This window comes from Streptomyces sp. WAC07094, assembly GCF_036320405.1.
GTDB classification, from domain to species: domain Bacteria; phylum Actinomycetota; class Actinomycetes; order Streptomycetales; family Streptomycetaceae; genus Streptomyces; species Streptomyces lannensis.
The window spans coordinates 1,408,233-1,433,304 of sequence record NZ_JAVMJZ010000001.1; the positions used below are offsets into that span (position 1 = coordinate 1,408,233).

A 25,072-nucleotide genomic window follows, 5' to 3' on the forward strand; every position below is an offset into this window, starting at 1 on the left:
AGCCTGCCACGCCCACCCCACCGCAGTTCAACCGGATTTACGCCGGGACGCGGCCGACAAGGACCCACCGAACCGTCCTCAGGACGCGCCGGGACCGTGGCGTTCGATCGTGCGGATCCGTTCGGACGCAAGCCGGCGGACGCGCTTCGTGCGTCCCTCGGTGGCGAGGCGGTGGAGCACCGCGGGTTCGTCCGAGGAGTCCGCGAGGCCCAACTGGAGCCAGTCCGACCAGGAGTCCTGGACGGACGGGTCGTCGAGCAGCGCGGTCACCGAGTCGCCCTGGAGCACGGCGACTTCCCGCGCGCGGCGTGTGGCGTAGGCCCGACTGCGGTCGGTACCCAGCCGGTCGATCCAGGACGGACGCTCGGAGGGCGGGAGACTGCCGAGTAGGTGCAGGACGATGCCGAGGGAGATGCTGTCGAGGGGCTCGAGGGCCACGACGTCGAACAGATCCGGCAGATGCGCGGGGTCGTCCAGGGCCTCGCGGTACACGGCCCATCGGTCGTGCTCGTCGGAGGGGTCACCGGCGTCGGCACCGAGGCGAGCGGCCAAGGCGGCCAGGACGGCTTCGAGATCCGCGGTCATCGGGCCGTCCCCGTACCCGGCCTGTGGCGCCGGCCCAAGGTGGACGTGGCGACGGAGTTGTGGACCGTGAAGGAGATGGTGCCGGGCAGATAGCGGTCCTCGGACCACTCCACCGGGACTCCCTCCGGATCCGTGGTGCGGCGGCGCTCGCGCAGCAGGACCTGACCCGGCGGGCAGTCCAGCAGCCGGGCGTCGTCGGCGTCGGCCCACGCGAGGTCGATCGTGTGGTCGGCGTCGGTGAAGAGCACGCCGTGCGCGACCAGGGCCTCCGTGTGCGAGACGGTGTCCGGCGGCAGTTCGGCCACCAATGCGCCGACCCGGGCCGGATAGAGCGACCGCTCGACCATGACCGGCTCTCCGGACAGCGTCCGCAGCCGCAGCACCAGATACACCTCCGCCCCTTCCTCCAGGCCCAGTTGGTCGGCCTCGACGGGCTCGGCGGGTCGGCGCACCACACGGTCCACCCGTCCGCCCGGCGTCTGGCCGGTGGAGCGCGCCCAGTTGGTGAAGCTCAGCAGTTCCGAGAAGCTCTGCGCCCGGGGCCCGCCGAGCACCGTGCGCCGTGTGCCGCGCCGGGAGGTGACCAGTCCGTCCGAACGCAGCACGGCCAGCGCGTGCCGGATCGTGCCCCGGGAGACGCCGTAGCGCTCGGCGAGCGTCCCCTCCGGGGGAAGCTTCGCGCCGATGGCGTACTCACCCGCGATGATGGCCTCGCGGAGTTCGGCGGCGACCTTGCGGTAACGAAGGTCGCTGTCCGGTGTGCCCTGCTCCTGCCCCACCGTCTCTCCTGGACTGCTCGTGTCGTGCGGGCCGTCCGTGCGGCCGGCTCCCGACCCTACCCGGCGGGGGTTCGGGGCGGGCCGCGGCCCGCCCCGAACCCCCGCCGGCGCGCCTCACAGGGAGTGGACGGTTCCCGCGTACCGCTGAAGGAAGCGGGTCCCCGTGCCCGCCGTCACGGTGACGTCGTAGCGTCCCTCGTCGGTACGCCACGTCACCCGGGTGTGGTCGCCCGCCTTCACCCAGACGGTCTGCTCCTTGCCGACGAAGTCGTTCGGCGTGAGCGTGAAGGCCACGTCGGAACCGCCGTCGTTGCGGAGGTCGAACTCCACCGCCGCGTCCGCCGGCCGCCCGGAGCGCCGAAGGGCCGCCGTGACCGTCGGCACCGCGACATCGTCCTGGCCTTCGCGGACGAGGGTGCCGGAGAACCGGCGGACGAACCCGTCGGCGCCGTACACGGAGAAGTCGTAGCGGCCGTCGGTGGCCGCCGCGTCCCAGACGTAGGTGCGCGACGAACGCGCCGGGACCGTGAACGGCGTACCGGTGAAGGGCAGGGCGACGTTCGGCAGCACGGTGAAGTGGTAGCCGACGCTGCCGTCGTTGGTGAGCGTGCAGGTGACCTTGCCCGTGGCGCGGTCGGCCTTCAGGTCCGCCCAGGGCAGGTAGGGCAGCGGGCGGTGCGGGCGCGCACCCTCCTCCTGCCCCGGCATGGACTGCTCCGTGGGGAGCTTCACGCCCGGCAGGGAGTTGCCGGCGTCCGCCTTCGCCATGAGCGCGACCGTGTCCGGGAGCACCGGGATGCTGTAGTCGGGCTTGGTGAAGTCGAAGCAGCTGGTCAGGTCACCGCAGACGGTGCGCCGCCAGTCGGAGATGTTGGGCTCCTTCACGCCGGTCACCTGCTCGAGGAACCGCAGCACCGACGTGTGGTCGAAGACCTGGGAGTTGACCCAGCCGCCGCGGGACCACGGCGACACGACCCACAGCGGCACCCGGCTGCCCAGGCCGATGGCCTTGCCGTTCGCGAACTCGTCCTTGGTGCCCGGCTCGGGGAACGGCGGGATGACGTGGTCGAAGTAGCCGTCGTTCTCGTCGTACATGAGGAGGAAGACGGTGTGCTTCCACACGTCGGGGTTGGAGAACAGCGACTGCAGCGCGGTGTTGACCCAGTGGGCGCCGTAGTCGGGGCTGGCCGCGGGGTGTTCGCAGAACAGGTAGGGCGCCACCAGCCAGGAGACAGTCGGCAGGGTGCCGTCCTTGCAGTGCTTGTCGAACGCCGTGAGGTCGAACTTCGTCATGGCGTTGACGTAGCGCGGGTCGTCCTTGGGGAACTCGTGGAACTGCTTGAAGTACGACAGCGCGTTGTCGTCGTAGTCGCCGTTGCGGTCGTCCGAGCCATCGGGGTTGTGGTAGACGCGCCAGCTGATTCCGGCCTGCTCCAGGCGTTCGGCGTAGGTCGTCCAGTCCGCGACCGGGTTGCCGGTGACCGGCGTGTTGTCGGTCCAGGGGCCGGTGGTGCCGTCGACGCCGGGGCCGGCGGTGCCGGTCCACAGGTAGAGGCGGTTGGGGTCGGTGGGGCCGTTCAGCGAGCAGAAGTAGCCGTCGCAGAGGGTGAAGGAGTCGGCCAGGGCGTACTGGTAGGGGATGTCCTCGCGGGTGAAGTACCCCATCGTGCGCTCGCCCTTGGCGGAGACCCACTTGTCCATGGCGCCGCCGTTGACGGCGCTGTGGCCGCTGTCCCAGTCGTGCGGGAGGCCGCCCGCGTTCTGCGCGTTGTACTTCGTGGTGTCCATGCGGAAGGGCAGCAGGTAGCCCTCCTTGCGTCCGCGGTCGGGCTGGCGGAACACCGTGTCGCCGCCTGCGAGCGCGGTCGCCTGGCGGTCGCCGAACCCGCGTACACCGCTGAGGGTGCCGAAGTAGTGGTCGAAGCTGCGGTTCTCCTGCATCAGGATGACGACGTGCTTGACGTCGGTGATGCTGCCGTGCCGGGGGTCGCGACCCGCGGCCTCCGCCGTGCCGGGGAGTCCGGCCGCGACGGCGGCTCCGGCTGCGGTGGTGCCTATGAAGGTGCGGCGGCTGATCTCGGTCATGGGTGCAAGGTCCTTCAGGTCGTTCGGGGGTCAGCCGCGGGCGGACAGGGAGAAGGTGGCGACGGCGGCCGCGTGGTCCGAGGGCCAGCCGTTGGCGGAGGTGTCCGGCACCGGCCGGGGCCAGCCGGTGAACAGGCTGTGCGCCTCCAGCACCTTCAGCCGCCCCGCGTACTGGATCTGGTCGATCCGGTCCTGGGGTTCCTTGCCGCCGTCCTCGCGCTGCGGTCTGACGGGGGACCAGGTGATGCCCGGCGCCTTCACCGGGTTGGACCGGGCGTCGCGGAACGCGTCGACGAGACCGGCCTGTTCCAGAGCCTCGGTGACGGGCCAGCGGACGCGCCCGACGCCTCCGTGCGCGGAAGCCGTACGGTTCGTCCAGTCGTGGTGCGACGGCGAGGCGAGACCGGCTGCCAGTACGACGGGGTTGCGGGAGGCGATGTCCGCCCGCATCGCGGCCACCAGGGCCTGCGTCTGCCGATAGCGCGTAGTCCCCCGCTCCGCGGCCTCCACCTGCGCGCCCGTCCGGCCCGCCAGCAGCGCGTACGGGCCGTAGTCGGCCTCGTCCAGCTGGGCGGTCCACAGGCGCACCGTGGTGTCGCCGGGCAGGTGCAGCGTCGCGGCGGCGGCCGGGAGCCCCGCGGTGGGCGCGACGAGGCCAAAGAGCGGGTAGCGGCTGACGATGCCGAGGCCACCGGCCTGGTGGACCTGCCAACCGAGCGCGCCGGCGAGCTTCGTGGCACCGTCGGCACCGCATTCCTGGACCGCGACGGCGTCCAGTCCCTGGGTGAGCACGAGCCTGAGCTGCTTCTCCAGGAAGCCGTCGACATGGGTGCCCGCGTCCCAGAGGTTCAGCGTGGCGACCTTGAGCCGGAGCCGGTCCCGGGAGGCGCGTACCGGCACCTGGACGGTGACGGTGTCGCTGCCCACGGCGCTGTCGGTGACGGCGGCCACCAGCCGGCCGGGGGTCCGCGGCGCGAAGCCCGGGGCCTTGCCGCTGACCGTGCCGTCCGCTGCCACCGACAACCACGGATCGCCCGCGACACGTTTGAAGGTCGCGCTGCCGGCGGCATTGCCCTCGGGCCTGATCCACAGGCCGCCCAGCCGCACGGAGAAGGACGCGCCCGCGGTCTGCGGGTCGGTGGTGAGGGCGTCCACCACCGCGTGCGGACGCGGGATCACGGGACGGACCGCGAAGCTGAACGGGGTGGTGCGGGCCAGAATGCCGTAGCCGTCCTTGGCCAGCAGGTAGGCGGTGTACGGCCCGCCGCTCAGCCCCGAGGTGTCGATCGTGATGTCGCCGGAGGCGCCGGGGGTGTACTCCCAGGCGAGGGAGGCGCCGTTCCCGGGCACCCGGCTGCCGTCGTAGACGCCGACCCAGTTCTTCGCGTCGGGTGCGTCGGTCGTCCAGTGGAAGGAGAGCTTGTCGCCCTCGAACGGGGCGGTGGTCTTCAGCTCGAGCGAGTCGCCCGTGGGGGCGCCTTCGAAGGTGAACGGCTCGGTCTTGGCGAGGACGCCGTAACCGTCCTTGGCCAGCAGATAGGCGGTGTAGGGGCCGCCGCTCAGTCCTGAGGTGTCGAGGGTCGTCTGCCCCGAAGTGCCGGAGACGTACGTCCAGACAAGGGAACCGCCGCCGCTGCCGGGCAGCCGGTCACCGTCGTAGACGCCGATCCAGTTCTTCGGGTCGGGGGCGTCCGTCGACCATGTGAAGGTCAACTTGTCGCCGCGTTGCGGGGGCGTCGTGGAGCCGATCGTGATGCTGCTCCCGGACGCGGCGACCTGTGAGAGGGGTGGCATGGTGTTGGGTCCTCTCCGCCCCGGGTACCGTCTCGGCGGCACCCGGGCGAGCAAAGTTGTCTATATAACTTCGCTCCCAGCAAGCCGTCCCACGGCGACGGGCCCGTGAACGACGGGTTGCCGCCGACCGGGAAACAGACGGAAATCTGAAGATCCTGTGTCCGGGCGAACAGCCCCTGCTCACCCCTGGCACCCCATCTGAACAGCGATGTCCGGTGGCAACTCACCCTGAAGCACCCTCGGGGCACAACATGGGCGACTTCTCCCCGGCCGCGCACTCGGGCGAGCACACCCCGCCACGCACCCCGGAAGGACCCGCGCGACGCTGTGCACAGCGGCACACCCGCGGATGCGTCGAGCACGGCCATCGGAACCGGCCACGTCGTCCTGACCGGGCAGGCCGCGGAGCGCCGCCACCGCCACGCCGGTCGAGCGGCACGCGAATTGCGTGCTCGTCACCCGCTCGACGCGTTCACGACCGCGCCGGCTCACCACCAGAAAACGGGATAGACCTCACGCCGCAGACGGGCGGAGACCATCTGCACCGCGACGAGCAGCGCGGCTCCGGCGGCCAGCAGGGGTACGAAGCGGGTGGCGCGTGGTTCGGTGAGCATGATCATGACTGCGGTCGCCATGGCCGGCGGATGGGCCGCTCCGAGGAGCAGCACAAGTCCGCAGGCGACACCGCAGGCCACCACGGCGGCCCAAGGGCCGTGCCATCCAAGGGTGAGCACGGCGAAGCAGACGAGGCACGACAGCATGTGGCCGCCGATGATGTGTCGGGGCTGCGCGAGTGGCGATTCGGGGGTCGCGGTCACGATCGCCATCGTGGCCGCGAGCGGCGGCACGAGCACCGTCTGGTGCATGAGCGCCCCCAGGGCCACCAGCACGGCCAATCCGGCCGATGTGGTGAGGGCGGCGGCGACGGTGCGCGGAGGCAGTCGCGATGCGACGGGGATCCACCGGCTGACCGGAGAGCGCTTCGTCGGGCGGGGCGGGGCGTCCACGGCTTCCTGCGTCCGGGGCACGTCATATGCCCTGTATACGACGTTCCGGCCCGGACGTGGAGGCGACGGCCTCGGAGCAGTGCGGCCTCTCCGGACCGCCGGGCGAGGACTGGACCTGGGCGTTCGGCATCGGCACGGGAACTCCTCGGAACGGTCCCCGCTTCCGGCCACGGCGGCTCGTCGCCCGTGAAGTCGGGGATCACGCCCAGCATCGTGACCTCGCGAGCCGACGCCTGTCCAAGACCGCCCGCTTATCGCCCGATTGAGCGCCTTTATCGAATGGGGACCATGAGGCCGTCCGGCACTGCCAGGCGTCGGCGGCCGACGCGTGCCGCTGCCCTCGGCGGACACCGCAGGCCGCCACCTCTGAAAGCCGCCGGCGAGCGGCTGAGCCTCGACGAGAAGCTGCGGGACGTTGGCTGCGGTGTGCTACCAGGCGACCGCCGGGAACTTCGTGGACGACTACTTCAACGCCGTCGCCTACAAGGGCGGTTGGTACGACTTCACGGTCACGGTCAGTTCCGACACCACCTTCTCCCGCCGCTTCGTCGGCCACCTCGAGACGGGTGCCCCGAGCGTCACCGGCTGAGCCGGCGGTCCGCACCCCGACGAGGGGTGCGGACCGAGGCGCCGCGCCGCGGGACGCACAGTCACCGCCTTCTACAGCCGATCGAGTTGTCCGTCGAGCCAACCGCCGCCGCCCCGATGCGACTCGACCAACCGGTGCCAGGAGGGGTCGTCGAACACGACGGAACGTGCGTCCTGCACGCTGTGGCGATCGGAACCGAGGAGTTCCCGCGTGACGACGACGGCCGTGAGCAACGGGAGACGGGCCGCGTGCATCTTCTCCTGCACGGCGCGCATGCTCGTCCGCTTCAGCAGTTCCCGGTACTCCCGGATGCGGGGCTCCAACCACCACACGTGGCGGGCGTACTCGTCTTCCCCGAGCCCCACCGCCTCGACGCTTTGGAACGTCGGTGCGAGCGCGGCGACCAGGCGGTCGATGAAGTCGGCCGCACTCTCGGTGACATCGGGGTATTCGGCGATGAAATGTTCCCACTCGACATAGGCCTTGAGCCCGGCGATCTCACGCCGCCCCACCGGGTGGCACCCGTCGGACGGCTCCGCGTCCAGGAAGACGTCCCGCAGCAGTTCGTAACGCAACGACGTGTGTTCGGCCAGCAGAACGGCGTCATAGAGGTCCTTGCCCTGCGGATGCATGTCGCTCACCAGCCACATGAGTTTCCAGGCCAGTGACAACTCGGCCGTGGCGGCGCTCAGCACCGCTTGCGGGTCACCCGACGCCGAGGGGAGCAGGGCCGGTTCGGGGTCGACGGGGAGATGCTCGTTGAAGACGAAGTCGAGTTGTACGACGCCGCCGGGCAACCCGTCGCAGCTCCACGGCAGCACCAGGCGCCGTCCGGGGACCCGGTCGTACGTCCAGATGTCGTCGCTGACCGCTTCCGCCGCGTCGATCCGTACCGCTCCGTCACCGTGCTGCGCCGCCCTCTCGGCGGCCCGGGCCACACCCTCGAGCATGGCATCGGTCCGCTCCTCCTCGATCCGCCACGACGCGGGTGCGACGACGAAGTCGAGGTCGCCCGGTTCTCGTGCGGCATCCCCGAACCAGGCACGGAGCAGCACGCTGCCACGCAGCACGAGCGAGGCCGCCCACGGGGAGCTGGAGATCGCCGAGAGCACCAACTCGATCGCGGCGAGGCGAGCCGTATGCCAGGCCTGTTCGACGTCAGGGTCCGTGAACCGGGGGTCCGAGGCCCGGTAGGCGTTGGAGTACTGCTTGAGCGCAGGGTCGAAGACCGGCCGCTGCACGGCGCGCTCGTCCTTGACGGGACGCAGCGTCGTAGGCAGGTCGAAGCGCGCCCGGTCCTCGTCGTCCGGCGGGACTCTAGGCATCGCGCGACCCCGCCGTACGAACCCCTCCCAGGAGTCAGTCATCACACACACCCCTCCCGCGCGACCGTCTTCGATCGCGGCATCGCCGTTGCGCACCGCGTACCTGAGCAGTGCCACCGGTGCGTCCGGTGGTGGGCGCGGGCCGCTGCTCCGTGAATATCGTTCCCAACGCTCGGCCCAGTCGGTGGAGCCAGTCCTCCCCAGATCCCGTCACCCACGGGTGCCCTTCCTGGAACTCGGCCCAGTCCACCTTCCAACGGGCCACCGTGGCCGGGTCGAAACCGTCGGCTTCCGTGTCCCAGGCGCGACCGAAGACCCTGCGGAGCAGACGCGGTGAGAGCCACGCTCCCTCCGCCTCCGCGAGGAGCACCGCGTCGTACAGGTCCTTGCCCCGTGCCGTACGGCCGTCACGGCTGTCGGAGTACAGCCACAGCACCTTCCAGGCGAGCGACAGTTCGCGGCTCGCCGTTCGCACCGCCGTGGGCCTGCCCCCGTCACCGCGCGGTACCAGTGTCCATACCGGGGACTCGGGAAGCACCTCGTCCCGGGCGAAGTCGAGCCGCACTTCGCCGGGCGGCAGGCCTTCGGTGTGCCATGGGACGATCAGTCGCACCCCTGGCGTGTCGTATTCCGTGTACGTCCAGGTTCCGTCCACTCGCGCCCTGTTCGCGGCGAGGAGCAACCCCGGGGCCGCCTCGGGACACCGCTCCACGCGGTCGAGCAGGTCCAGGTAGGGAGGGCCGGCATCGGCGGCCTCCTGCTCGTGCAGCCAGTGCAGACCCTCCGGAGGCAGCGCCGGCCGCTGCCCCCCTGTGTCGAACTCCTCGTAGGTCCACATCTCGTAGCGTGCCGCGCCGTCCGCGGCCTCAGGCCACTGCTGCACCGTGTCGGCGCCGTCGATGTACGGATACGGGTCCAGTGGATCGATCCCGACGGCGTTCTCCAGGACGACCCAGTCGAGGTCAGCCGGTTCACGCGCCGCGTCCCCCAGCCACGCCTGCACGACCATGCTTCCCCGCAGCACGAGGGTTCCGCTCCAGGGAGCGTCGGCGACAAGGGCGAGTACATGGTCCAGGGCCGCACGATGGGCCGCTCGGCGGTCGATGCCGTTGCGTCCCCGGACCTCGGCGGACCCCGGCTCGCGCTCCACGGCATCGTGCGCGTCGACACCGCGCCGGCCCGGTTCCACAGCCGACGGGAGGTCGCCCTCACCGCCCGGCGGAGGGACGGGTGCGCCGGGTGGTTCCGGTGCCGTCATACGAGCCTCGGCTCGCCCTTGATCCAGCCGGCGTCCACGGCGGGGTTGTCGTCGTACACGACGAACTCCTTCTCCACCTCCACCGCCTCGTACCCGGCCGCCGTCAGCACACGGAGGAGTACGTCGAGGCGTCGGCCCGCCTCCTCCCGGCCGACGCCCCGGCACCGCTGGGTGACGAAGCGCTCGTGCCTGCCGTGGGCCGACGTCCGGCGGGCGTTGCGGGAGACGTGTGCCGAGTGCGGCGCTGCCAGCGCCCGCACCGCGGCCACCTGGGACTCGCTGGACAGGACCAGTTTGGCGTGGTGCTCGAAGTAGCAGTGGCCGGGGAGGTCCGCGGCCTCGTCATCCGTCTCCGGGACGTCGGCGTTCCACGGCGCGGCCTCGATCTTCAGCCGTACGACTCGGAACCCGTCGTCCTGCAGCCGTTGCGACCATTGCCGTGCCGTCGCCAGCTGCCCGGCCAGATGCCCGCGCCCCGGACAGGTCAGCATGGGCTGGTCCGGTGTTCGTCCCCGGTCGAGAACGATGCGCGTGTACTTGATTCCGTGGTGTTCCGCCCAGAGACGTATCGGGTCGTCCCCTTCCCCACGGTTCTGCGCCCGGACCGTCAGATGGGTCTCGAACTCCCCCGCGAACTGTCTCACCGCGCCGTCGCCGCCCCGCTGTTCGTTCACGAGCGCCGACCGTACCGCTCCCCTCGGACAACGCCGGACGCAGGCCGCCGCAGCGTGCCGGGGGTGCGGGTGATCGTGTGCCGCGATGCGCGGGACCCGCGGCATCAGCTTCGACGCCGCGGGTCGGCACCCACCGGGAAACGCGTGTCAGCGCAGTGACCTGAACGCCGCCCGCAGTTCGTCGGAGAAGATCTCCGGGACTTCCCAGGCCGCGAAGTGGCCGCCTCTGGGTGCCTTGTTGAAGTAGATCAGCTTGTGATAGCTGCGCTCGGTCCAACTCCGCGGCGCCTGGTAGATCTCGCCCGGGAACACCGAGACCGCGGCCGGGACGGACACCGACACGGCGTCGAAGTTGTTGGCGTTGTTCTCCCAGTAGAGGCGGGCGGAGGACACCGCGGTGTTCGTGACCCAGTAGAGCGTGATGTCGTCGAGCATCTCGTCCTTGGTGAGCACCCGGTCCGGATGGCCGCCGCTGTCGGTCCACGCTGCGAACTTGTCGTATATCCAGGCGGCCAGTCCGGCCGGCGAGTCCGTCAGTCCGTAGCCGACGGTCTGTGGGCGGGTGACCATCATGGCCGAATAGCCCGAGCCCGTTTTGTAGAAGTCGGCAAGCTTGTCGTACGCCGCTTTCTCGTCGGCGGACAGGCCGGCCGGAGCCGGGTAGCCGCATTCGAGTTTCTGGGCGATGTCCGGGGGGACGGTCGCGGGGAAGTTGACGTGGATGCCGAGCAGTCCCGGGGGTTTCTGGACCGCCATCTTGTCCGAGACCACCGCGCCCCAGTCGCCGCCCTGGGAGACAAAGTGCTTGTATCCCAGTCGCTCCATCAGTACGGCCCAGGCGCGCGCGATGCGTGCGGGGTTCCATCCCGTGGTCGTCGGCCTTTCCGAGAAGCCGTAGCCCGGCATGGAGGGTATGACGAGATGGAAGGCGTCCTGCGCGCGTCCGCCGTGGGCCGTGGGGTTGGTGAGCGGGTCGATCACCTTCAGGAATTCGAGGATCGAGCCCGGCCAGCCGTGGGTCAGGATCATCGGCAGAGCGTTCGCGTGGCGGGAGCGGATGTGGAGGAAGTGAATGTCCAGCCCGTCGATCCTGGTCATGAACTGCGGCAGGGAATTCAGCTTCGCCTCGATCGTGCGCCAGTTGTAGGCCGTTCCCCAGTAGTGAGCCAGTTCTTGCATCGTCGCCAACTGCACACCCTGGGACCGATCGTGGACGGTCTCGCGGTCGGGCCAGCGTGTCGCGGCGATGCGCCGGCGGAGTTCGGCCAGCTCACGCTCCTCGACATGGATACGGAAGGGTCGGATGCGTGCGCTTTCTCGAGCGCTTCCGCTTGTCGCTGCCGGTGTTGCGGAGGCCGGGCCGAAGGCCCCGGTGGTTGCCACGGTCATCGCGGCGGCCGAGAGGGAAATGAACTCTCGGCGAGAGCGCCGCTGGGATGTCTCGGACATGGCAGATCTCCTCGAGATGTTCCAAGATCTTTTCGAGAAGGAGCCCTCGACGAGCTCGCATTCCTCATCGGCGACAGCAGAAATCCGGCAGAGAAACTCCTCCGGCCCGGGGGGCCGTCACCCGGATCCGAGCCGGGACCGCCGGCACTGAGCTGCCGACGCCCACATCGGGATCACCGTTACTGCACGTTACGATATGTAGCCTTCCGTTAACCCGCAACTCGAACGCAGCCGCGAATCCGGAAGCCGCGCGCGCGGGCACCGAGCCGGTCCCGTCCGACACGCCCCTCGGGAGCGGAAGCCCACCCCGGACGTCCGCGCACACATCGAGACACCAGGCCGACACACCACCGCACCATTTCGGCCACCTCCGGATGCCGGCAATCACCGTCGCCTCTTCGAGTCATCGACGCACGGGGCGAGACTCCGGGATGGATCGTGGCATAGATCGTCCATAAAGGGCATTACCTGACAAATAGTGACCAAGTTGGTTTATAAATATGGGCTCTTGACTTAACGGGGGGTGGAGCCGAAGCTATGACCGCCTTTTAAACCGGTTCAAGTCCCGGTCGCACTCGCCTGCAACGGTGGAGTGGCCAGGGGCATGTCCTGCCCTGCTCTGTAGGCGGCGCCGTCCAGGCGTGGTCCCGGATGCCCTTGCGGCGATACGAACCGGCCATATGTCGTCGCTTGCCCAGCTGGCAGAAACCGGAGGTCACCCATGGCCCGTCGTCCCACGATCGCGGATGTCGCCGAGCTGGCCGGGGTGTCGCGAGCGACCGTCTCCTTCGTCCTCAACAACCGTCCCGGTGTGGCACTCGCCACCCAGGAACGGGTCCGGTCCGCGGCCGAGAAGCTGGGATGGACCCCGAGTCGCAGCGCGAGAGCACTGTCCACGGGCCGTGCACGTGCCGTCGGTCTGGTCCTGGCCCGCGAGCCGGAGCTCATCGGCACCGACCCGTTCTACCCGGCGTTCATGGCCGGTATCGAGTCGGTGATCTCCGAGACGGGTGACGGGCTGATGCTGCAGATGAGCCGCCCCGGCGCCGAAATGGAGACCTACCGCAGACTCGCCGCCGACCGAAGGGTCGACGGAGTCTTCCTTACCGACCTGCGCCTCGACGATCCGCGGCCCGACCTGGTGGCGGAACTCGGCCTGCCCGCGATCGCGGTCGGCGGCATCGAGTCGGACAAGGACCTGCCGACGGTGAACCTCGACGACCGTCCGGTGGTCCGCGACGCCGTACGCCACCTCGTGGAGCTGGGCCATCGCGACATCGCCTACGTGGCCGGTCCCGAGGAGTTCGTGCACGCACGGCGCCGCCGCCAGGCATGGGCGGACGCACTCGCCGAAGCGGGCCTGCCCCGCGGGACGTCTCTGCCCGGAGGGTTCACGGCCGAGGGCGGGGCGCGCGCGACCCGGGCACTGCTGGACCTCCCCACTCCCCCGACCGCGATCGTCTACGGGAACGACCTGTCGGCCACCGCCGGTATGGCGGTCGCCCAGGACGCCGGCCTGCGACTGCCCCACGACCTCTCGGTGGTGGGCTTCGACGACGTGCCGCTGGCCTCCTGGACCAGTCCGACGCTGACGACCTGCCGTGCCAACCCGGTCCTTTGGGGCCGGGCCGCGGCCCAGGCACTGGTCGAAATGATCGAGCACGGGACCACGGCCGACGTCGAGTTGGACCCGGCCACGCTGGTCATACGCGGCTCGACCGGCCCCGTTCCCGTCCGTGGAAGCCGATGACCGCCCGTGACGGCGGCCCCCAGACCCCTCCCCCCTCCCGGAAGGCGGCCGGCGACGCTCAGCGACGTCGTACCCGCCGGCTGACCACCCCCAGTGAGAAACGGAACCTCCAATGAAGAAGGCCCTCCTCGCCCTGCTGCCGGCAGCGGCGCTCGCCCTGACCGCGTGCGGCGGCGGATCGGACTCCGGTGCCGCGGCGAACGACTCCCGTGGCCCCATCACCATCTGGTACTCCAACAACGCGCAGGAAGTCGCGTGGGGCAAGAGCATGGTGGCGGCCTGGAACGCCGCCCACCCCAAGGAGAAGGTGAGCGCGCAGGAGATCCCCGCCGGCAAGAGCTCCGAGGAGGTCATCGGCGCGGCGATCACCGCCGGTAACGCGCCGTGCCTGGTGCTCAACACCGCTCCGGCGGCGGTGCCCGGCTTCCAGAAGCAGGGTGGCCTGGTCGCGCTGGACGACTTCCCCGACGGCAAGCAGTACCTGCAGTCCCGTGTCGGCGACCGGCTCGCGCAGTACGCCTCGCCGGACGGCAAGTTCTACCAGCTGCCGTGGAAGAGCAACCCGGTGATGATCTTCTACAACAAGGAGCTCTTCAAGAAGGCCGGACTGGACCCGGAGCACCCCAAGCTGACGTCCTACCAGGACTTCCTGGACACCTCGCGCAAGCTCGTGCACAGCGGGGTCGCCAAGGCCGCCATCTGGCCCGCGCCGACCTCGGAGTTCTACCAGTCCTGGTTCGACTTCTACCCGCTGTTCGCGGCAGGGACCGGCAAGCAGCTCGTCGAGGGCGGCAAGGCACAGTTCGCCTCGCCCGAGGGCATCAAGTCGGCCGAGATGTGGAAGACCATGTACTCCGAGGGCCTCGCCCCCAAGGAGACCTTCAACGGCGACGCCTTCGCCGAGAGCAAGGCTGCGATGGCCACCGTCGGTCCCTGGGCGGTCTCCGTCTACGGCGACAAGGTCAAGTGGGGTGCCGTGCCGGTGCCGACCGCCGACGGCGCGGCCGGCAAGGGGACCTTCAGCGACGAGAAGTCCATCGGCATGTACTCCTCGTGCAAGAACCGGGCGACCGCCTGGGACGTCATGAAGTTCGCCACCGGCAAGGAGCAGGACGGCAAGCTCCTGGAGGCGACCGGCCAGATGCCGATGCGCCAGGCGCTGGCGTCGGCCTACCCGTCGTACTTCGCGTCCCACAAGGACTACGAGGCCTTCGCGCAGCAGGCGGAGCAGACCATCGAGGCGCCGAACGTGCCGAACTCGGTCGAGATCTGGCAGACCTTCCGCGACGCGTACACCAAGTCCGTCATCTTCGGCAAGGGCGACCTCACGAGCACCTTCAAGGATGCCGCGGGCAAGGTCGACAAGCTGGCAGAGAACCAGTGACGCGCTGCCATGACCTCCACCACTCATGACACCCACGGCCCCGGGCGCACCGCGCCCGGGCGCGGGAGGACGACCACGGGCCGATCGTGGCGACTGCGGCTCGGCGGGCACCAGCCCATCGGGATGCTGTTCGTCTCCCCGTACGTGCTGTACCTGGCCGCGATCTTCGTCTATCCGCTCGGCTTCGCCGTGTGGATGTCCTTCCACGACTACTTCTTCGCGGCCCCGGGCGTGTCGGTCGACCGGCCCTTCGTCGGGCTGGAGAACTACACCACGGTCCTGACCGACCCCGCCGTCTGGCGCTCCTTCCTCAACATCGCCGTCTTCCTCGTCATCAACGTGCCGCTGACGGTGGTGGGTTCACTGGTCCTCGCCAGTGCACTGAACAAGAAGCTGCCGTTCCGTTCCTTCTTCCGGACGGCCTACTACATCCCCTACATCACGGCCAGTGTGGCGGTCGTAGGTGTGTGGATCTTCCTGTTCAACTCCAACGGCCTGGTCAACCAGGCTCTCGGCCCACTGGCTCCGGACCCCTCGTGGCTGGTGAACTCCCATCTGGCGATGCCGGTCGTGGCGGTCTTCGTCGCCTGGAAGCAGCTGGGCTTCTTCGTGGTGCTGTATCTCTCGGCGCTGCAGAACGTACCGAACGAGTTGTACGAGTCGGCGGCCCTGGACGGCGCGGGCCGGTTCCGGACGTTCCGGTCGATCACGGTGCCCGCCGTGCGTCCCGCCACGCTGCTGGTCCTGGTCCTCGCCACAATCACCGGAGCCAACCTGTTCACCGAGCCCTATCTGCTCACCAGCGGTGGCGGACCGGACGGAGCGACGACCTCACCCGTGCTGCTCATGTACCAGCGGGGTCTCCAGCAGGGGCACCCCGATGAGGCCGCCGCCATCGGTGTGATCCTCGTCGTACTGATCACGGCCATTTCGCTCGTCTACCGCCGATTCCTGGAGAGGGACTGAGATGGCCGCAGACGTCACACCCTCGGACACGAGGAAGCACCGGCGCACGGCGCGCGCCACGGGATCCGCGTCCAGGTCGCTGTGGTCGAAGCTGGCACTGCTCGTCGGGGCGTTCGCCTTCCTCTTCCCCTTCTACTACATGGTCATCGGCTCCTTGCAGAAGGAGCCCGACTCGAGCCCGAGCGGAGCGTTCCCCGATCCGGGGAACCTGAGCCTGCACAACTACGCCGCGATCAACTCGGCCATCTCGCTGGGGCGTTCGCTGGTGAACTCCGGGATCTTCACCGGCGGTGTGATCGTCTGCACCACGGTCTTCGGACTACTCGCCGGATACGCGCTCGCGCGGCTGCAGTTCCGGGGCCGGGGCACCACCTTCGCCCTGGTGCTGCTGGTGCAGGTCATCCCCTTCCAGCTGCTGATGATCCCCCTGTATGTGCTGATCGTTCGCGACTACGGCCTTGCCGACTCGTATCTGGGCATGATCCTGCCCTTCGCGATCAACACCACCGCCGTCTTCATCTTCCGGCAGTTCTTCCTGCAGCTGCCGCCCGCGATGTTCGAGGCGGCGCGCATGGACGGGGCCGGCGAACTGCAGATCCTGTTCCGCATCGCGCTGCCGCTGTGCAAGCCGGCCCTGCTCTCGGTGGTGCTGCTCAGCTTCACCGGGCCCTGGAACGAATTCCTCTGGCCGTTCCTCGTCACCAAGCGGCAGGACATGCAGCCGCTGGCCGTCTCCCTGGCCAACTACATCAGCACCGTCGCCTCGGCCGCCGCCAATCCGTTCGGCGCCATCCTCGCCGGGGCGTGCGTGCTCGCGGCCCCCGCGGTGGCGCTCTACATCGTCTTCCAGCGCCGCTTCACCTCCACCGACATCGACTCAGCAACGAAGGGCTGAACACCCGTGTCCCACAGCACCACCACCCCCATCCCCTACCGCCTCACCCGGGTCGGCGTCGTGATGTCCCCACTGCCCGGCCACTCCGACGAGGTGGAGGGTGTGCTCAACCCCGCCTCCGGCCGCACCCCCGACGGCAGGCTCCACCTGCTGCCGCGGCTGGTCTCGGAAGGCAACGTGTCCCGGGTCGGCCTCGCGGAGGTGACCGTCGAGGACGGTGTGCCCACCGGGGTGGAGCGCCGCGGTGTGGTCCTCGCCCCGGACGAGGGCTGGGAGCGCGGCAAGAACAACGCCGGTGTGGAGGACCCCCGCACCACCTGGATCGAGGACCTCGGACGGCATGTGATGTCGTACGTGGCGTACGGCCCGCTCGGCCCCAAGCCGGCGCTCGCCGTCTCCGAGGACCTGGTGCACTGGGAGCGTCTGGGCCCCATCCAGTTCGAGTACCAGCCCGACCTGGACACCGACCTCAACCTCTTCCCGAACAAGGACGTCGTGCACTTCCCCGAGCCCGTGCCGGGCCCGGACGGTGAGATGTACTTCGCGATGCTGCACCGCCCGATGTGGGACCTCGGCTGGTTCCGCCCCGGTGAGGGTGTGCACCTGCCCGCCGGTGTGACCGACGAGCGCCCCGGCATCTGGATCTCCTACGTCCCCGTCGCCGAGGTCAAGCAGGACATCCGGGCACTGACCCGGCCGCGCCACCACCGCCTGGTCGCGCTGTCCGAGCACCCCTGGGAGGAGCTCAAGATCGGTGCCGGCCCGGCTCCGATCCGTGTCGAGGAGGGCTGGCTGCTCATCCACCACGGTGTCTCCGGCACCATCGAGGATCCGTTCGCCCAGGTGCAGACGGTCCACTACGCGGCCGGTGCGATGATCCTCGACCCCGCCGACCCGGCCCGGGTGCTCTCGCGTACCACCGAGCCGCTGATGGCCCCCGAGACCGAGGAGGAGCGTTCCGGCACTGTGCCGAACGTGGTCTTCCCGACCGCCATCGAGGAGATCGACGGCGTGCGGTACGTCTTCTACGGCATGGCCGACGCGCACATCGGCGTGGCCCGCCTGGACCGGGCCGAATGACCGTCGTCCCCGACGTGGGTCTTGCGCTGGTCGGCTGCGGCGGCTTCGGCGCGTATGTGCTGGACGCGGTGCGCGACATCCCCGGTCTGCGGGTCGTTGCCTGTGCCGACCCCGACGGGGAGCGCGCCCGCGTGCTGGCGGAGCGCCACGGCGCGCACGTCGCCGCGTCCGTCGAGGAGGTGGTGGGGATCCCGGAGGTCGACGTGGTGGTCCTCGCCACCCCGCCGGCCGCCCACGCGGACGGTGCCGTGACCGCTCTGCGCGCGGGCAGGCATGTGTTCTGCGAGAAGCCGGTCGCCGTCACCCTCGAGGCCGCCGCACGTGTCGCCGAGGAGGCGAGCCGTGCACCCGGTGTGTTCGCGGTCGACCATGTGCTGCGCTACAACCCGATCCTGCGGCTGCTCCAACGGCTGGGCGAGGAGGGGTTGCTGGACCCGTTGCGCCGGTTCCTGTTCGAGAACGACGCCTCCGACGAGGATCTCGGCCCGGACCATTGGTTCTGGGACCCGGCGCACAGTGGTGGCATCCACATCGAGCACGGTGTGCACTTCTTCGACGCCGCGGCCGCCCTGATGGGCAGCGACCCGGTTGCGGTCCACGGCACCGAGGTGCGGCGGGACGGCGGTCCGGTGGACATCGTGGTGGCCACCGCGAGCCATCCCGGCGGGAGCGTGGCGACCCACACCCACTCCTTCACCCACGCCCATCGCGCCGAGCGGCAGTTGATGCGTCTGGACTACGGCTTCGCCGAGGCCCGGGTCACCGGCTGGATCCCCACCTTCGCGACGGTCACTGCCTGGACCGATGAGGCGGGCGCCGCCCGCTGGGCGCAACTGCCGGAGCGGGCCGACGAGTTGCTCGCGGTCCCCGGGCTGCGTCCGCACGGAGGCGAGCGGATCACAGTGTCCGTGCAGCGTGACGCCGGCTCGGACCGCCCGGCCCTCGGCCGGGGCGTGCGGCGCGTCGTCCCGCATCGGGTCGACGTCGTGATCGACCTGGGCGGCGAGGAGCGCAAACCGCACGTCTACGCCGAGAGCGTGCGGGCGGCCATGACCGACCTGCTGCACTGCGCGGCGCACGGCGGCACTCCGGTGGCCGACGCCCGCGCCGGTCTCACGGCGGTCGCCGTGGCCGAGGCCGCGACCCGGTCGGCGGAGAGCGGTCGCACCCTGCCGGTGACCGTGCCCTCCGGCACCTTCGTGGGGGCATCGGCATGACCACGGTCCCGACCTCCGGTGCGGTCGGTCCCGTTGCGGGCCGGGACCTCACCCGGCCCGCCGTCGGCGGGTCGGGTGGGCCGGACCGTGCCGCCCCGTGGTGGCGCGATGCCGTCTGCTATCAGATCTATCCGAGATCCTTCGCCGACAGCGACGGGGACGGCATCGGGGACCTGGCCGGTGCCGCGGCGCGACTCGGGCATCTGCGCCGACTCGGGGTCGACGCCGTGTGGGTCACCCCGTTCTATCCGTCGCCGCTCGCGGACGGCGGCTACGACATCGCGGACCACACCGGGGTGGCGCCCGACCTCGGAACACCGGCGGACTTCGACGCCCTGGTGGAGCGGGCTCATGAGCTGGGCATCAAGGTGCTGGTCGACCTGGTTCCCAACCACACCTCCGACCGGCACCCCTGGTTCCGCGAGGCGGTCGCCGCCGGGACGGGCTCGCGCGCCAGGGAGCGATACGTCTTCCGGCCCGGTCTCGGCGCGGACGGTCAACTACCCCCGAACGACTGGCAGTCCGCGTTCGGTGGTCCCGCCTGGACCAGGATCCGCGAACCCGGCGGGTCTCCCGGCGAGTGGTACCTGCATCTGCACGCGCCCGAGCAGCCGGACCTGAACTGGCGTGACGGCGAGGTCCTCGCGGACTTCGAACGGATCCTGAGGCACTGGCTGGACCGCGGCGTGGACGGCTTCCGGGTCGATGTCGCCCACACCCTGTTCAAGGCGCAGGGCCTGCCCGACGCGGGTCCCGGCCAGCACCAGGACATCCATCGCAACCATCTGATGCCCTACTACGACCAGGAGGAGCTGCACCCGCTCTTCAGGACGTGGCGCACACTGCTCGACACCCACCCCGCGCCCGCCGGCGCCGTACCGCCCGGCGAACGCGTGATGGTGGCGGAGGCCGGCATCTTCGAACCCGACCGGCTGGCTCGCTACGTCAGCCCCGGCGAGATGCAGCAGACCTTCAACTTCGCCTTCCTGGAGTGCCCGTGGGACGGTACGGCGATGCGCGACGTGATCGAGCGGTCCGCCGCCGCCATGCAGGCGGTGGGGGCGCCGGTCACCTGGGTGCTCTCCAGCCATGACGCGGTCCGTCCGGTCTCGCGCTACGGCGGCGGCCCGGTCGGCGAGCGCCGGGCGCGTGCCGCGGCGCTGCTGATGCTCGCACTGCCCGGCGCGGCGTACGTCTACCAGGGGGAGGAACTCGGGCTGCCGCAGGCCGAACTCCCCGACGACCGGCTGCGTGACCCTCTGTGGGAGCGCTCCGGCCACCGGGAACGCGGCCGGGACGGGGCCCGGGTGCCCTTGCCCTGGGAGGGCGGGGTCCCGCCGTACGGCTTCAGCACCGCCGCTCCCGGGGACTGCTGGTTCCCCCAGCCCGAGGACTGGGCGGAACTGACCGCTGCGGCGCAGGAGAACGACCGCGGTTCCATGCTGGCGCTGTACCGCAGGGCGCTGCGGCTGCGGCGCGACCACCCGGCCTCGGGCGCGGCACTGAAGCCGGAGGGCCCCGACAGCGGCGCGTGGTTCGCCTTCGAGCGCGGCGCGGGGCTGCGTTGCGTGGTGAACTTCGGCGCACAGCCGCTGAGGCTGGACGACCGCGCCGAGGTGCTGCTCTCCAGCGCACCGCTCGAAGGCCGCCGCATCCCACAGGACACGGCCGTATGGCTGAAGCACAAGGAGCACGACCAGTGAGTGACACAACCGGCGTCGACCTCTCGGGCCTGGTGAAGGCCTACGACATCCGCGGAACCGTTCCCGATCAGCTCGACGAGGACCTCGCCCGGCTGTTCGGGGCGGCCTTCGTCGAGACGACCGGCGCGGAGGCGATCGTCACCGGGCACGACATGCGCCCCAGTTCCCCCGGCCTGGCACGCGCCTTCGCCGAGGGCGCGGCCGGGCGCGGCGCCGACGTGACCGGGATCGGCCTCTGCTCGACCGACGGGCTGTACTTCGCCAGCGGCGCACTGCAGCGCCCCGGTGCGATGTTCACCGCGAGCCACAATCCTGCCCGCTACAACGGCATCAAGCTGTGCCGGGCGGGCGCGGCACCGGTCGGCCAGGACACCGGTCTGCGGGAGATCCGCGCCCTTGTGGAGCGTTGGTCGGCCGACGGAGGGCTGCCCGGGAGCGGGCGCGCGCACGGCTCCATCACCTCCCGGGACATGCTCGGCGACTACGCAGCCCATCTCCTGGGACTGGTGGACCTGTCCGCCGTCCGCCCGTTGAAGATCGTGGTGGACGCGGGCAACGGAATGGCGGGCCTCACCACCCCCGCCGTCTTCCGCGACCTGCCGGTGGAGGTCGTCCCGATGTACTTCGAACTGGACGGCACCTTCCCCCACCACGAGGCCAACCCACTGGACCCGAAGAACATCGTCGACCTCCGGCACCGGGTGCGCGAGACCGGGGCCGACATGGGCCTGGCCTTCGACGGTGACGCCGACCGCTGTTTTGTCGTGGACGAACGCGGCGAGGCCGTCCCGCCGTCCACCGTGACCGCCCTGATCGCGGCCCGGCTGCTGACCGACCACCCGGGAAGCACCGTCATCCACAATCTGATCACCTCACGGGCGGTGCCCGAGGTGGTGCGCGAACACGGGGGCACTCCGGTGCGCACCCGTGTCGGGCACTCCTTCATCAAGGCCGAAATGGCCCGCACCGGAGCGTTGTTCGGCGGCGAGCACTCCGCGCACTACTACTTCCGCGACTTCTGGTCCGCCGACACGGGCATGCTGGCGGCCCTGCACGTCGTCGCCGCCCTCGGCACGGCGCACGGCCCGCTGTCCTCGCTGGTCGCCCAGTACCAGCGTTATGCGGCGTCCGGCGAGATCAACAGCGTGGTCGACGATCAGCAGCACACCGTCGCCGCGGTCCGCGAGGCCTTCGCCGACCGGGACGGAGCGAGGGCCGACGAACTCGACGGCCTGACGATCAGTACCGCCGACTGGTGGTTCAACCTGCGGCCCTCCAACACCGAGCCCCTGCTGCGGCTCAATGTGGAGGCCCGCGACGCGGACACTATGGCCCGGCTGCGGGACGAGGTGCTGGCGATCGTGCGGGCCTGAGCGTGACCGGGGCCCTACGGCCCTGTCGAGGAGGGGGGAGCCGGTACGGCGGCGGGCTCACGCCCTCGTCGCCGGCTCTCAGGCGGGGCGTGTCCCCTTGAGCGCCTCGACGATCAGGCCGGTCACCAGGTCAGGCGCGGTGACCAGCGGCATGTGGTCGGTGGGCGCATGCCTGACCGTCGCGTTCATTCGTTCCGCCATGTAGCGCTGGGTCTCCGCCGTGATCATGCGGTCCTCCTCCGCGAGGAAGTACCAGGCCGGACGGTCCTTCCACGCGGGCCTTCCCACGGCGGTGCCGATGGCCGCGGCGGCGATGGGCCTCTGCACGGAACTCAGCACATACTGCTCCTCGCGGGAGGCGTTCTGCGCGAACGCCTCGGCGAACGCGTCGTCCGGAAGCCAGACGAACCCGTCGGAGTCCGGAGCGAGGTGCGGGGCTTTCGGGTGGGGCGTCCCGCGGTAGAACACGTCGGCCACGGTCTCGCCCTCGTCGGGAGCCAGTGCGGCGACGTAGACCAGTCCCCTCACCAGGTCGGCCGGCAGCGAGCCGATCACGGCTCCCGCGTAGGCGTGCCCTACCACGAGGGCCGGTCCGTCGGCTCTGCGCACGAACCGCTCGAGCGCGGCGATGTCGTCGCCGAGGGACGTCAGCGGCAGCGGAGCGGCGCAGGCGTCCACGCCTTCGTCCCGCAGCCGCCGGATCACCGGTCCCCAGCTCGACCCGTCGGCCCACGCGCCGTGGACCAGCACGACGGGGGTTCTGCGCGCAGTGGGCGAATCGCCGTTCATGTCCGTCCTTTCCGTCTTTGCTTGTTTTCAGGCCTTGAGGTTCCGGACCAGGAAGTCGGTGATGAGCGCGGCCGCCTCGTCGAGTGCGCTCTCCAGGAGGAAGTGGCCTCCCTCCAGGAGGTGGATCTCGGCGTCCGGCACGTCCTGGGCGAATGCCTCGGCTCCCGCGGGGCCGAAGATGGGGTCGTTCCTCCCCCATACCGCGAGCAGCGGGGGCCGGTGCTCCCGCAGATAGGCGTGGAGGTCCGGATACAGCGGCGGGTTCGTGGCGTAGTCGCGGAACAGCTTGAGCTGGATCTCGTCGTTGCCGGGTCGTGAGAGCAACTGATAGTCGTGGTGCCATGTGTCGGGGCTGACGACACTCTCGTCGGCGACGCCCGTCAGGTACTGCCACCTGGTGACGTCGAGGGTGAGCGCGCTGCGGATCGCCGCCTCCGTCTGCGGGGTCTGCTCGCGCTGGTAGTCGCGGACCGTCTTCCAGAACCCCTCGACGAACCCCTCGTCGTAGCCGTTGCCGTTCTGGGTGACGACGGCCGTGACCGCATCCGGGTCGTTCATCGCCAGACGCCAGCCGATGGGCGCGCCGTAGTCCTGGACGTACATGGCGTAGCGGCGGATGCCGAGGTGGTCGAGCAGCCCCTTGGTCAGGTCGGTCAGAGCGTCGAAGGTGTAGTCGAATTCATCGGCGCTCGGCGCGTCTGACAGGCCGAAGCCGAGGTGGTCCGGCGCGATCACGTGGTACCGCTCGCCCAGGATCGGGATGAGGTTGCGGAACATGAACGAGCTGGTCGGGAAGCCGTGCAGCAGAACGACGGCGGGCGCATCGTGCGGCCCTGCCTCCCGGTAGAAGATCTGCCGGCCCCGCACGGTCGCGTACCGGTGGTGAACAGTCGCCATGAGTAACCCCTTGAGTCGCTTTTGATGGTTAGATTCAAGCGGACGGGCCTTAACCTGTCAACCCCACTTAGATGGTTAGGAGAACATCGGCGCCGCAGGCCCGCGGTTCCACGAGGCGGGCCCATCGCCGCACTCGCGGGCGACACGGATTCCTGCCGGGTCCACAGCGGATCGATCCGTCCCGGGCCACCGCCCTCTTCGGGGGAGGACCGAAACCAGGACCCATGCGGTGCCTTCGTTCGCCGGCGGATCACCAGGGGGCGGCAAACCCTCGCCCCGTGCCCGAATATCGGCGACCGGGCCGTGGGTCCCAAGGCACCATTGGGGTGAGAGGACCCGGGCCCGGTCGCTGCCGGACTCGCCGGCGACGCCGTACCCGCGACGACTCGCGAACGGTCACCGGGCGGGCTGCTGGTTCCCCAAGTCCGAGGGCAGTTGGCGCTTTCCGCGCCCTTCCTCAATGGTGCGGGTGGTCGTCACGAGCAGGATCTCGACGTCGAGACGGGTGACGAGGTTCTTGCGGTCCTCGAAGTGCTCGGCGACCTCGTGACGTTCCCGTGCGCGGACGAACTCGCCGCTGCGTTCATACAGTTCGGCGACGGCTCGCGCCGCTGCGGTCGGCACGGGCGGCAGGGCGGCCGTGCGATCCCGGCTCCCGCGCGGCCGGTCCTCTTCGGGACTGCGCGCCCACTCGGCCGGGTCGGCGCACCTGCGGCAGTGGGCGCAGAGCGCCGAACCGGTGTGGCGGGTCCGACGCCACCGGCAACGGCGCCCCGGCCGTGCCGGGCGGCCATTGAACCGTCCATCGGCCGCCGGAAAAGGTCACGTCGACGCCGACATGGGCGGCTCGGCCACGATGCTCCCGCATCGTGGCCGAGCCGCCCTCGACTCCGTGTCGTGCTGCCCCCCGGTCAGCACGACACGCGCATTCAGTGTCGCGTCACAGCGCCCTGCGGGTCCCGGGCGGCGATCGCCCCGAGCCGCCGCAGGTCCTCGGTGAGCGCGCCGCTGCGGTCGACATGGGTGCTGACGAGCCGCCCCACGACCCAACGGAACCAGCGCGGTGTGCTTCTCGTCCGGTAGGTCTGCACCACCCGTGTCCCGGTGCCGACGGGCTCCAGAGCGATGGTCCAGTCCGTGCTGTCGGGGAACAGCGGGGTCGGGACGGTGCGCCACGTGATCAGGTGCGGGGTCTCGAGCGCGATGATCTCGCAGGACCGGCTCCACCGCAGCCGGCCGGCCCGGTTGTACCCGCGGAACCGCACTCCGGGCGCCGCCGCGGTCGCCCCGCGCAGCCAGACGACCCGGTGGCATTCATGACTCCACTCACTGGTCCGGGTGACGTCCTCGACGACACGCCAGACGGCCTCGACCGACGCGTCGACGATCACCTCCGTCCGGCATGTCCGGGCCACGCTCCGGCTCACTTCGATACCGCCCACCCTGTACTCCCCCTCGAGCCCGCGTCCATCG

The 25,072-nt window shown here is 70.3% G+C and carries 21 protein-coding genes and 1 pseudogene; 9 read left to right on the plus strand and 13 right to left on the minus strand.

Translation table 11 applies throughout. The features are described 5' to 3' along the window. Window positions 1-78: 78 nt before the first annotated feature. From RCR19_RS06205 to RCR19_RS06225, 5 genes are all read right to left on the minus strand, one after another. On the minus strand, window positions 79-585 hold the full coding sequence (locus RCR19_RS06205) for a hypothetical protein (protein ID WP_331264176.1): 507 nt from the start codon (window positions 583-585) through the stop codon (window positions 79-81). Then, window positions 582-1,364, minus strand: a complete 783-nt coding sequence (locus tag RCR19_RS06210; protein WP_331264177.1) for a GntR family transcriptional regulator — start codon at window positions 1,362-1,364, stop codon at window positions 582-584. The genes RCR19_RS06205 and RCR19_RS06210 overlap by 4 nt, the downstream gene beginning before the upstream one ends. A gap of 114 nt (window positions 1,365-1,478) precedes the next feature. Beyond that, a complete protein-coding gene (locus RCR19_RS06215; protein ID WP_331264178.1) occupies window positions 1,479-3,449 on the minus strand; it encodes a phospholipase C, phosphocholine-specific in 1,971 nt (656 codons plus the stop codon). 30 nt (window positions 3,450-3,479) lie between these two features. Then, entirely contained in the window at window positions 3,480-5,243 is a 1,764-nt protein-coding gene (locus RCR19_RS06220; protein ID WP_331264179.1) for a hypothetical protein, read from the minus strand. 488 nt (window positions 5,244-5,731) lie between these two features. Continuing rightward, window positions 5,732-6,271: an HPP family protein gene (locus RCR19_RS06225; RefSeq protein ID WP_331264180.1), complete on the minus strand. Its 540-nt coding sequence runs from the start codon at window positions 6,269-6,271 to the stop codon at window positions 5,732-5,734. A gap of 421 nt (window positions 6,272-6,692) precedes the next feature. On the opposite strand from RCR19_RS06225, the pseudogene RCR19_RS06230 reads away from it, so the two are divergent. Then, window positions 6,693-6,839 (plus strand): annotated as a pseudogene (locus RCR19_RS06230) (phospholipase domain-containing protein); the annotation flags it as partial. 71 nt (window positions 6,840-6,910) lie between these two features. Here RCR19_RS06230 and RCR19_RS06235 read toward each other — a convergent pair. The 4 genes from RCR19_RS06235 to RCR19_RS06250 form a co-directional block, all read right to left on the minus strand. After that, window positions 6,911-8,206: a nucleotidyl transferase AbiEii/AbiGii toxin family protein gene (locus RCR19_RS06235; protein ID WP_331264181.1), complete on the minus strand. Its 1,296-nt coding sequence runs from the start codon at window positions 8,204-8,206 to the stop codon at window positions 6,911-6,913. Next, window positions 8,199-9,422 (minus strand): nucleotidyl transferase AbiEii/AbiGii toxin family protein, encoded by a 1,224-nt coding sequence (locus RCR19_RS06240; RefSeq protein ID WP_331264182.1) that lies wholly within the window; start codon window positions 9,420-9,422, stop codon window positions 8,199-8,201. The genes RCR19_RS06235 and RCR19_RS06240 overlap by 8 nt, the downstream gene beginning before the upstream one ends. Beyond that, a complete protein-coding gene (locus tag RCR19_RS06245) occupies window positions 9,419-10,096 on the minus strand; it encodes a hypothetical protein (protein ID WP_331264183.1) in 678 nt (225 codons plus the stop codon). The genes RCR19_RS06240 and RCR19_RS06245 overlap by 4 nt, the downstream gene beginning before the upstream one ends. 147 nt (window positions 10,097-10,243) lie before the next feature. Continuing rightward, entirely contained in the window at window positions 10,244-11,545 is a 1,302-nt protein-coding gene (locus RCR19_RS06250; protein WP_331264184.1) for an epoxide hydrolase, read from the minus strand. Between the two features lie 721 nt (window positions 11,546-12,266). On the opposite strand from RCR19_RS06250, the gene RCR19_RS06255 reads away from it, so the two are divergent. The 8 genes from RCR19_RS06255 (at window position 12,267) to RCR19_RS06290 (ending at window position 21,913) form a co-directional block, all read left to right on the plus strand. After that, entirely contained in the window at window positions 12,267-13,295 is a 1,029-nt protein-coding gene (locus RCR19_RS06255) for a LacI family DNA-binding transcriptional regulator (protein WP_331264185.1), read from the plus strand. A 112-nt stretch (window positions 13,296-13,407) separates the two neighbouring features. Next, window positions 13,408-14,679 (plus strand): extracellular solute-binding protein, encoded by a 1,272-nt coding sequence (locus RCR19_RS06260; protein ID WP_331264186.1) that lies wholly within the window; start codon window positions 13,408-13,410, stop codon window positions 14,677-14,679. Between the two features lie 9 nt (window positions 14,680-14,688). After that, window positions 14,689-15,645 (plus strand): sugar ABC transporter permease, encoded by a 957-nt coding sequence (locus RCR19_RS06265; RefSeq protein ID WP_331264187.1) that lies wholly within the window; start codon window positions 14,689-14,691, stop codon window positions 15,643-15,645. A 1-nt stretch (window position 15,646) separates the two neighbouring features. Further along, entirely contained in the window at window positions 15,647-16,540 is an 894-nt protein-coding gene (locus RCR19_RS06270; protein WP_220291179.1) for a carbohydrate ABC transporter permease, read from the plus strand. Window positions 16,541-16,546: 6 nt separating this feature from the next. Further along, window positions 16,547-17,620: a glycosidase gene (locus tag RCR19_RS06275; RefSeq protein ID WP_331264188.1), complete on the plus strand. Its 1,074-nt coding sequence runs from the start codon at window positions 16,547-16,549 to the stop codon at window positions 17,618-17,620. Beyond that, window positions 17,617-18,837, plus strand: a complete 1,221-nt coding sequence (locus RCR19_RS06280) for a Gfo/Idh/MocA family oxidoreductase (RefSeq protein WP_331264189.1) — start codon at window positions 17,617-17,619, stop codon at window positions 18,835-18,837. Before RCR19_RS06275 ends, RCR19_RS06280 begins: the two co-directional genes overlap by 4 nt. Beyond that, a complete protein-coding gene (locus tag RCR19_RS06285; protein WP_331264190.1) occupies window positions 18,834-20,540 on the plus strand; it encodes a glycoside hydrolase family 13 protein in 1,707 nt (568 codons plus the stop codon). Before RCR19_RS06280 ends, RCR19_RS06285 begins: the two co-directional genes overlap by 4 nt. After that, window positions 20,537-21,913: a phosphomannomutase/phosphoglucomutase gene (locus RCR19_RS06290; protein WP_331264191.1), complete on the plus strand. Its 1,377-nt coding sequence runs from the start codon at window positions 20,537-20,539 to the stop codon at window positions 21,911-21,913. The genes RCR19_RS06285 and RCR19_RS06290 overlap by 4 nt, the downstream gene beginning before the upstream one ends. A 78-nt stretch (window positions 21,914-21,991) precedes the next feature. Here the strand turns inward: RCR19_RS06290 and RCR19_RS06295 are convergent, their stop codons facing one another. The 4 genes from RCR19_RS06295 to RCR19_RS06310 form a co-directional block, all read right to left on the minus strand. Beyond that, window positions 21,992-22,702, minus strand: a complete 711-nt coding sequence (locus tag RCR19_RS06295; protein ID WP_331264192.1) for an alpha/beta hydrolase — start codon at window positions 22,700-22,702, stop codon at window positions 21,992-21,994. A gap of 27 nt (window positions 22,703-22,729) precedes the next feature. Continuing rightward, window positions 22,730-23,599 carry an alpha/beta fold hydrolase gene (locus RCR19_RS06300; RefSeq protein WP_331264193.1) on the minus strand — a complete coding sequence of 290 codons (870 nt, stop codon included), beginning with the start codon at window positions 23,597-23,599 and terminating at the stop codon, window positions 22,730-22,732. A 396-nt stretch (window positions 23,600-23,995) separates the two neighbouring features. Continuing rightward, window positions 23,996-24,223 (minus strand): hypothetical protein, encoded by a 228-nt coding sequence (locus RCR19_RS06305; RefSeq protein WP_331264194.1) that lies wholly within the window; start codon window positions 24,221-24,223, stop codon window positions 23,996-23,998. A 305-nt stretch (window positions 24,224-24,528) separates the two neighbouring features. Further along, window positions 24,529-25,041: an SRPBCC family protein gene (locus RCR19_RS06310; RefSeq protein ID WP_331264195.1), complete on the minus strand. Its 513-nt coding sequence runs from the start codon at window positions 25,039-25,041 to the stop codon at window positions 24,529-24,531. Window positions 25,042-25,072 lie beyond the last annotated feature (31 nt).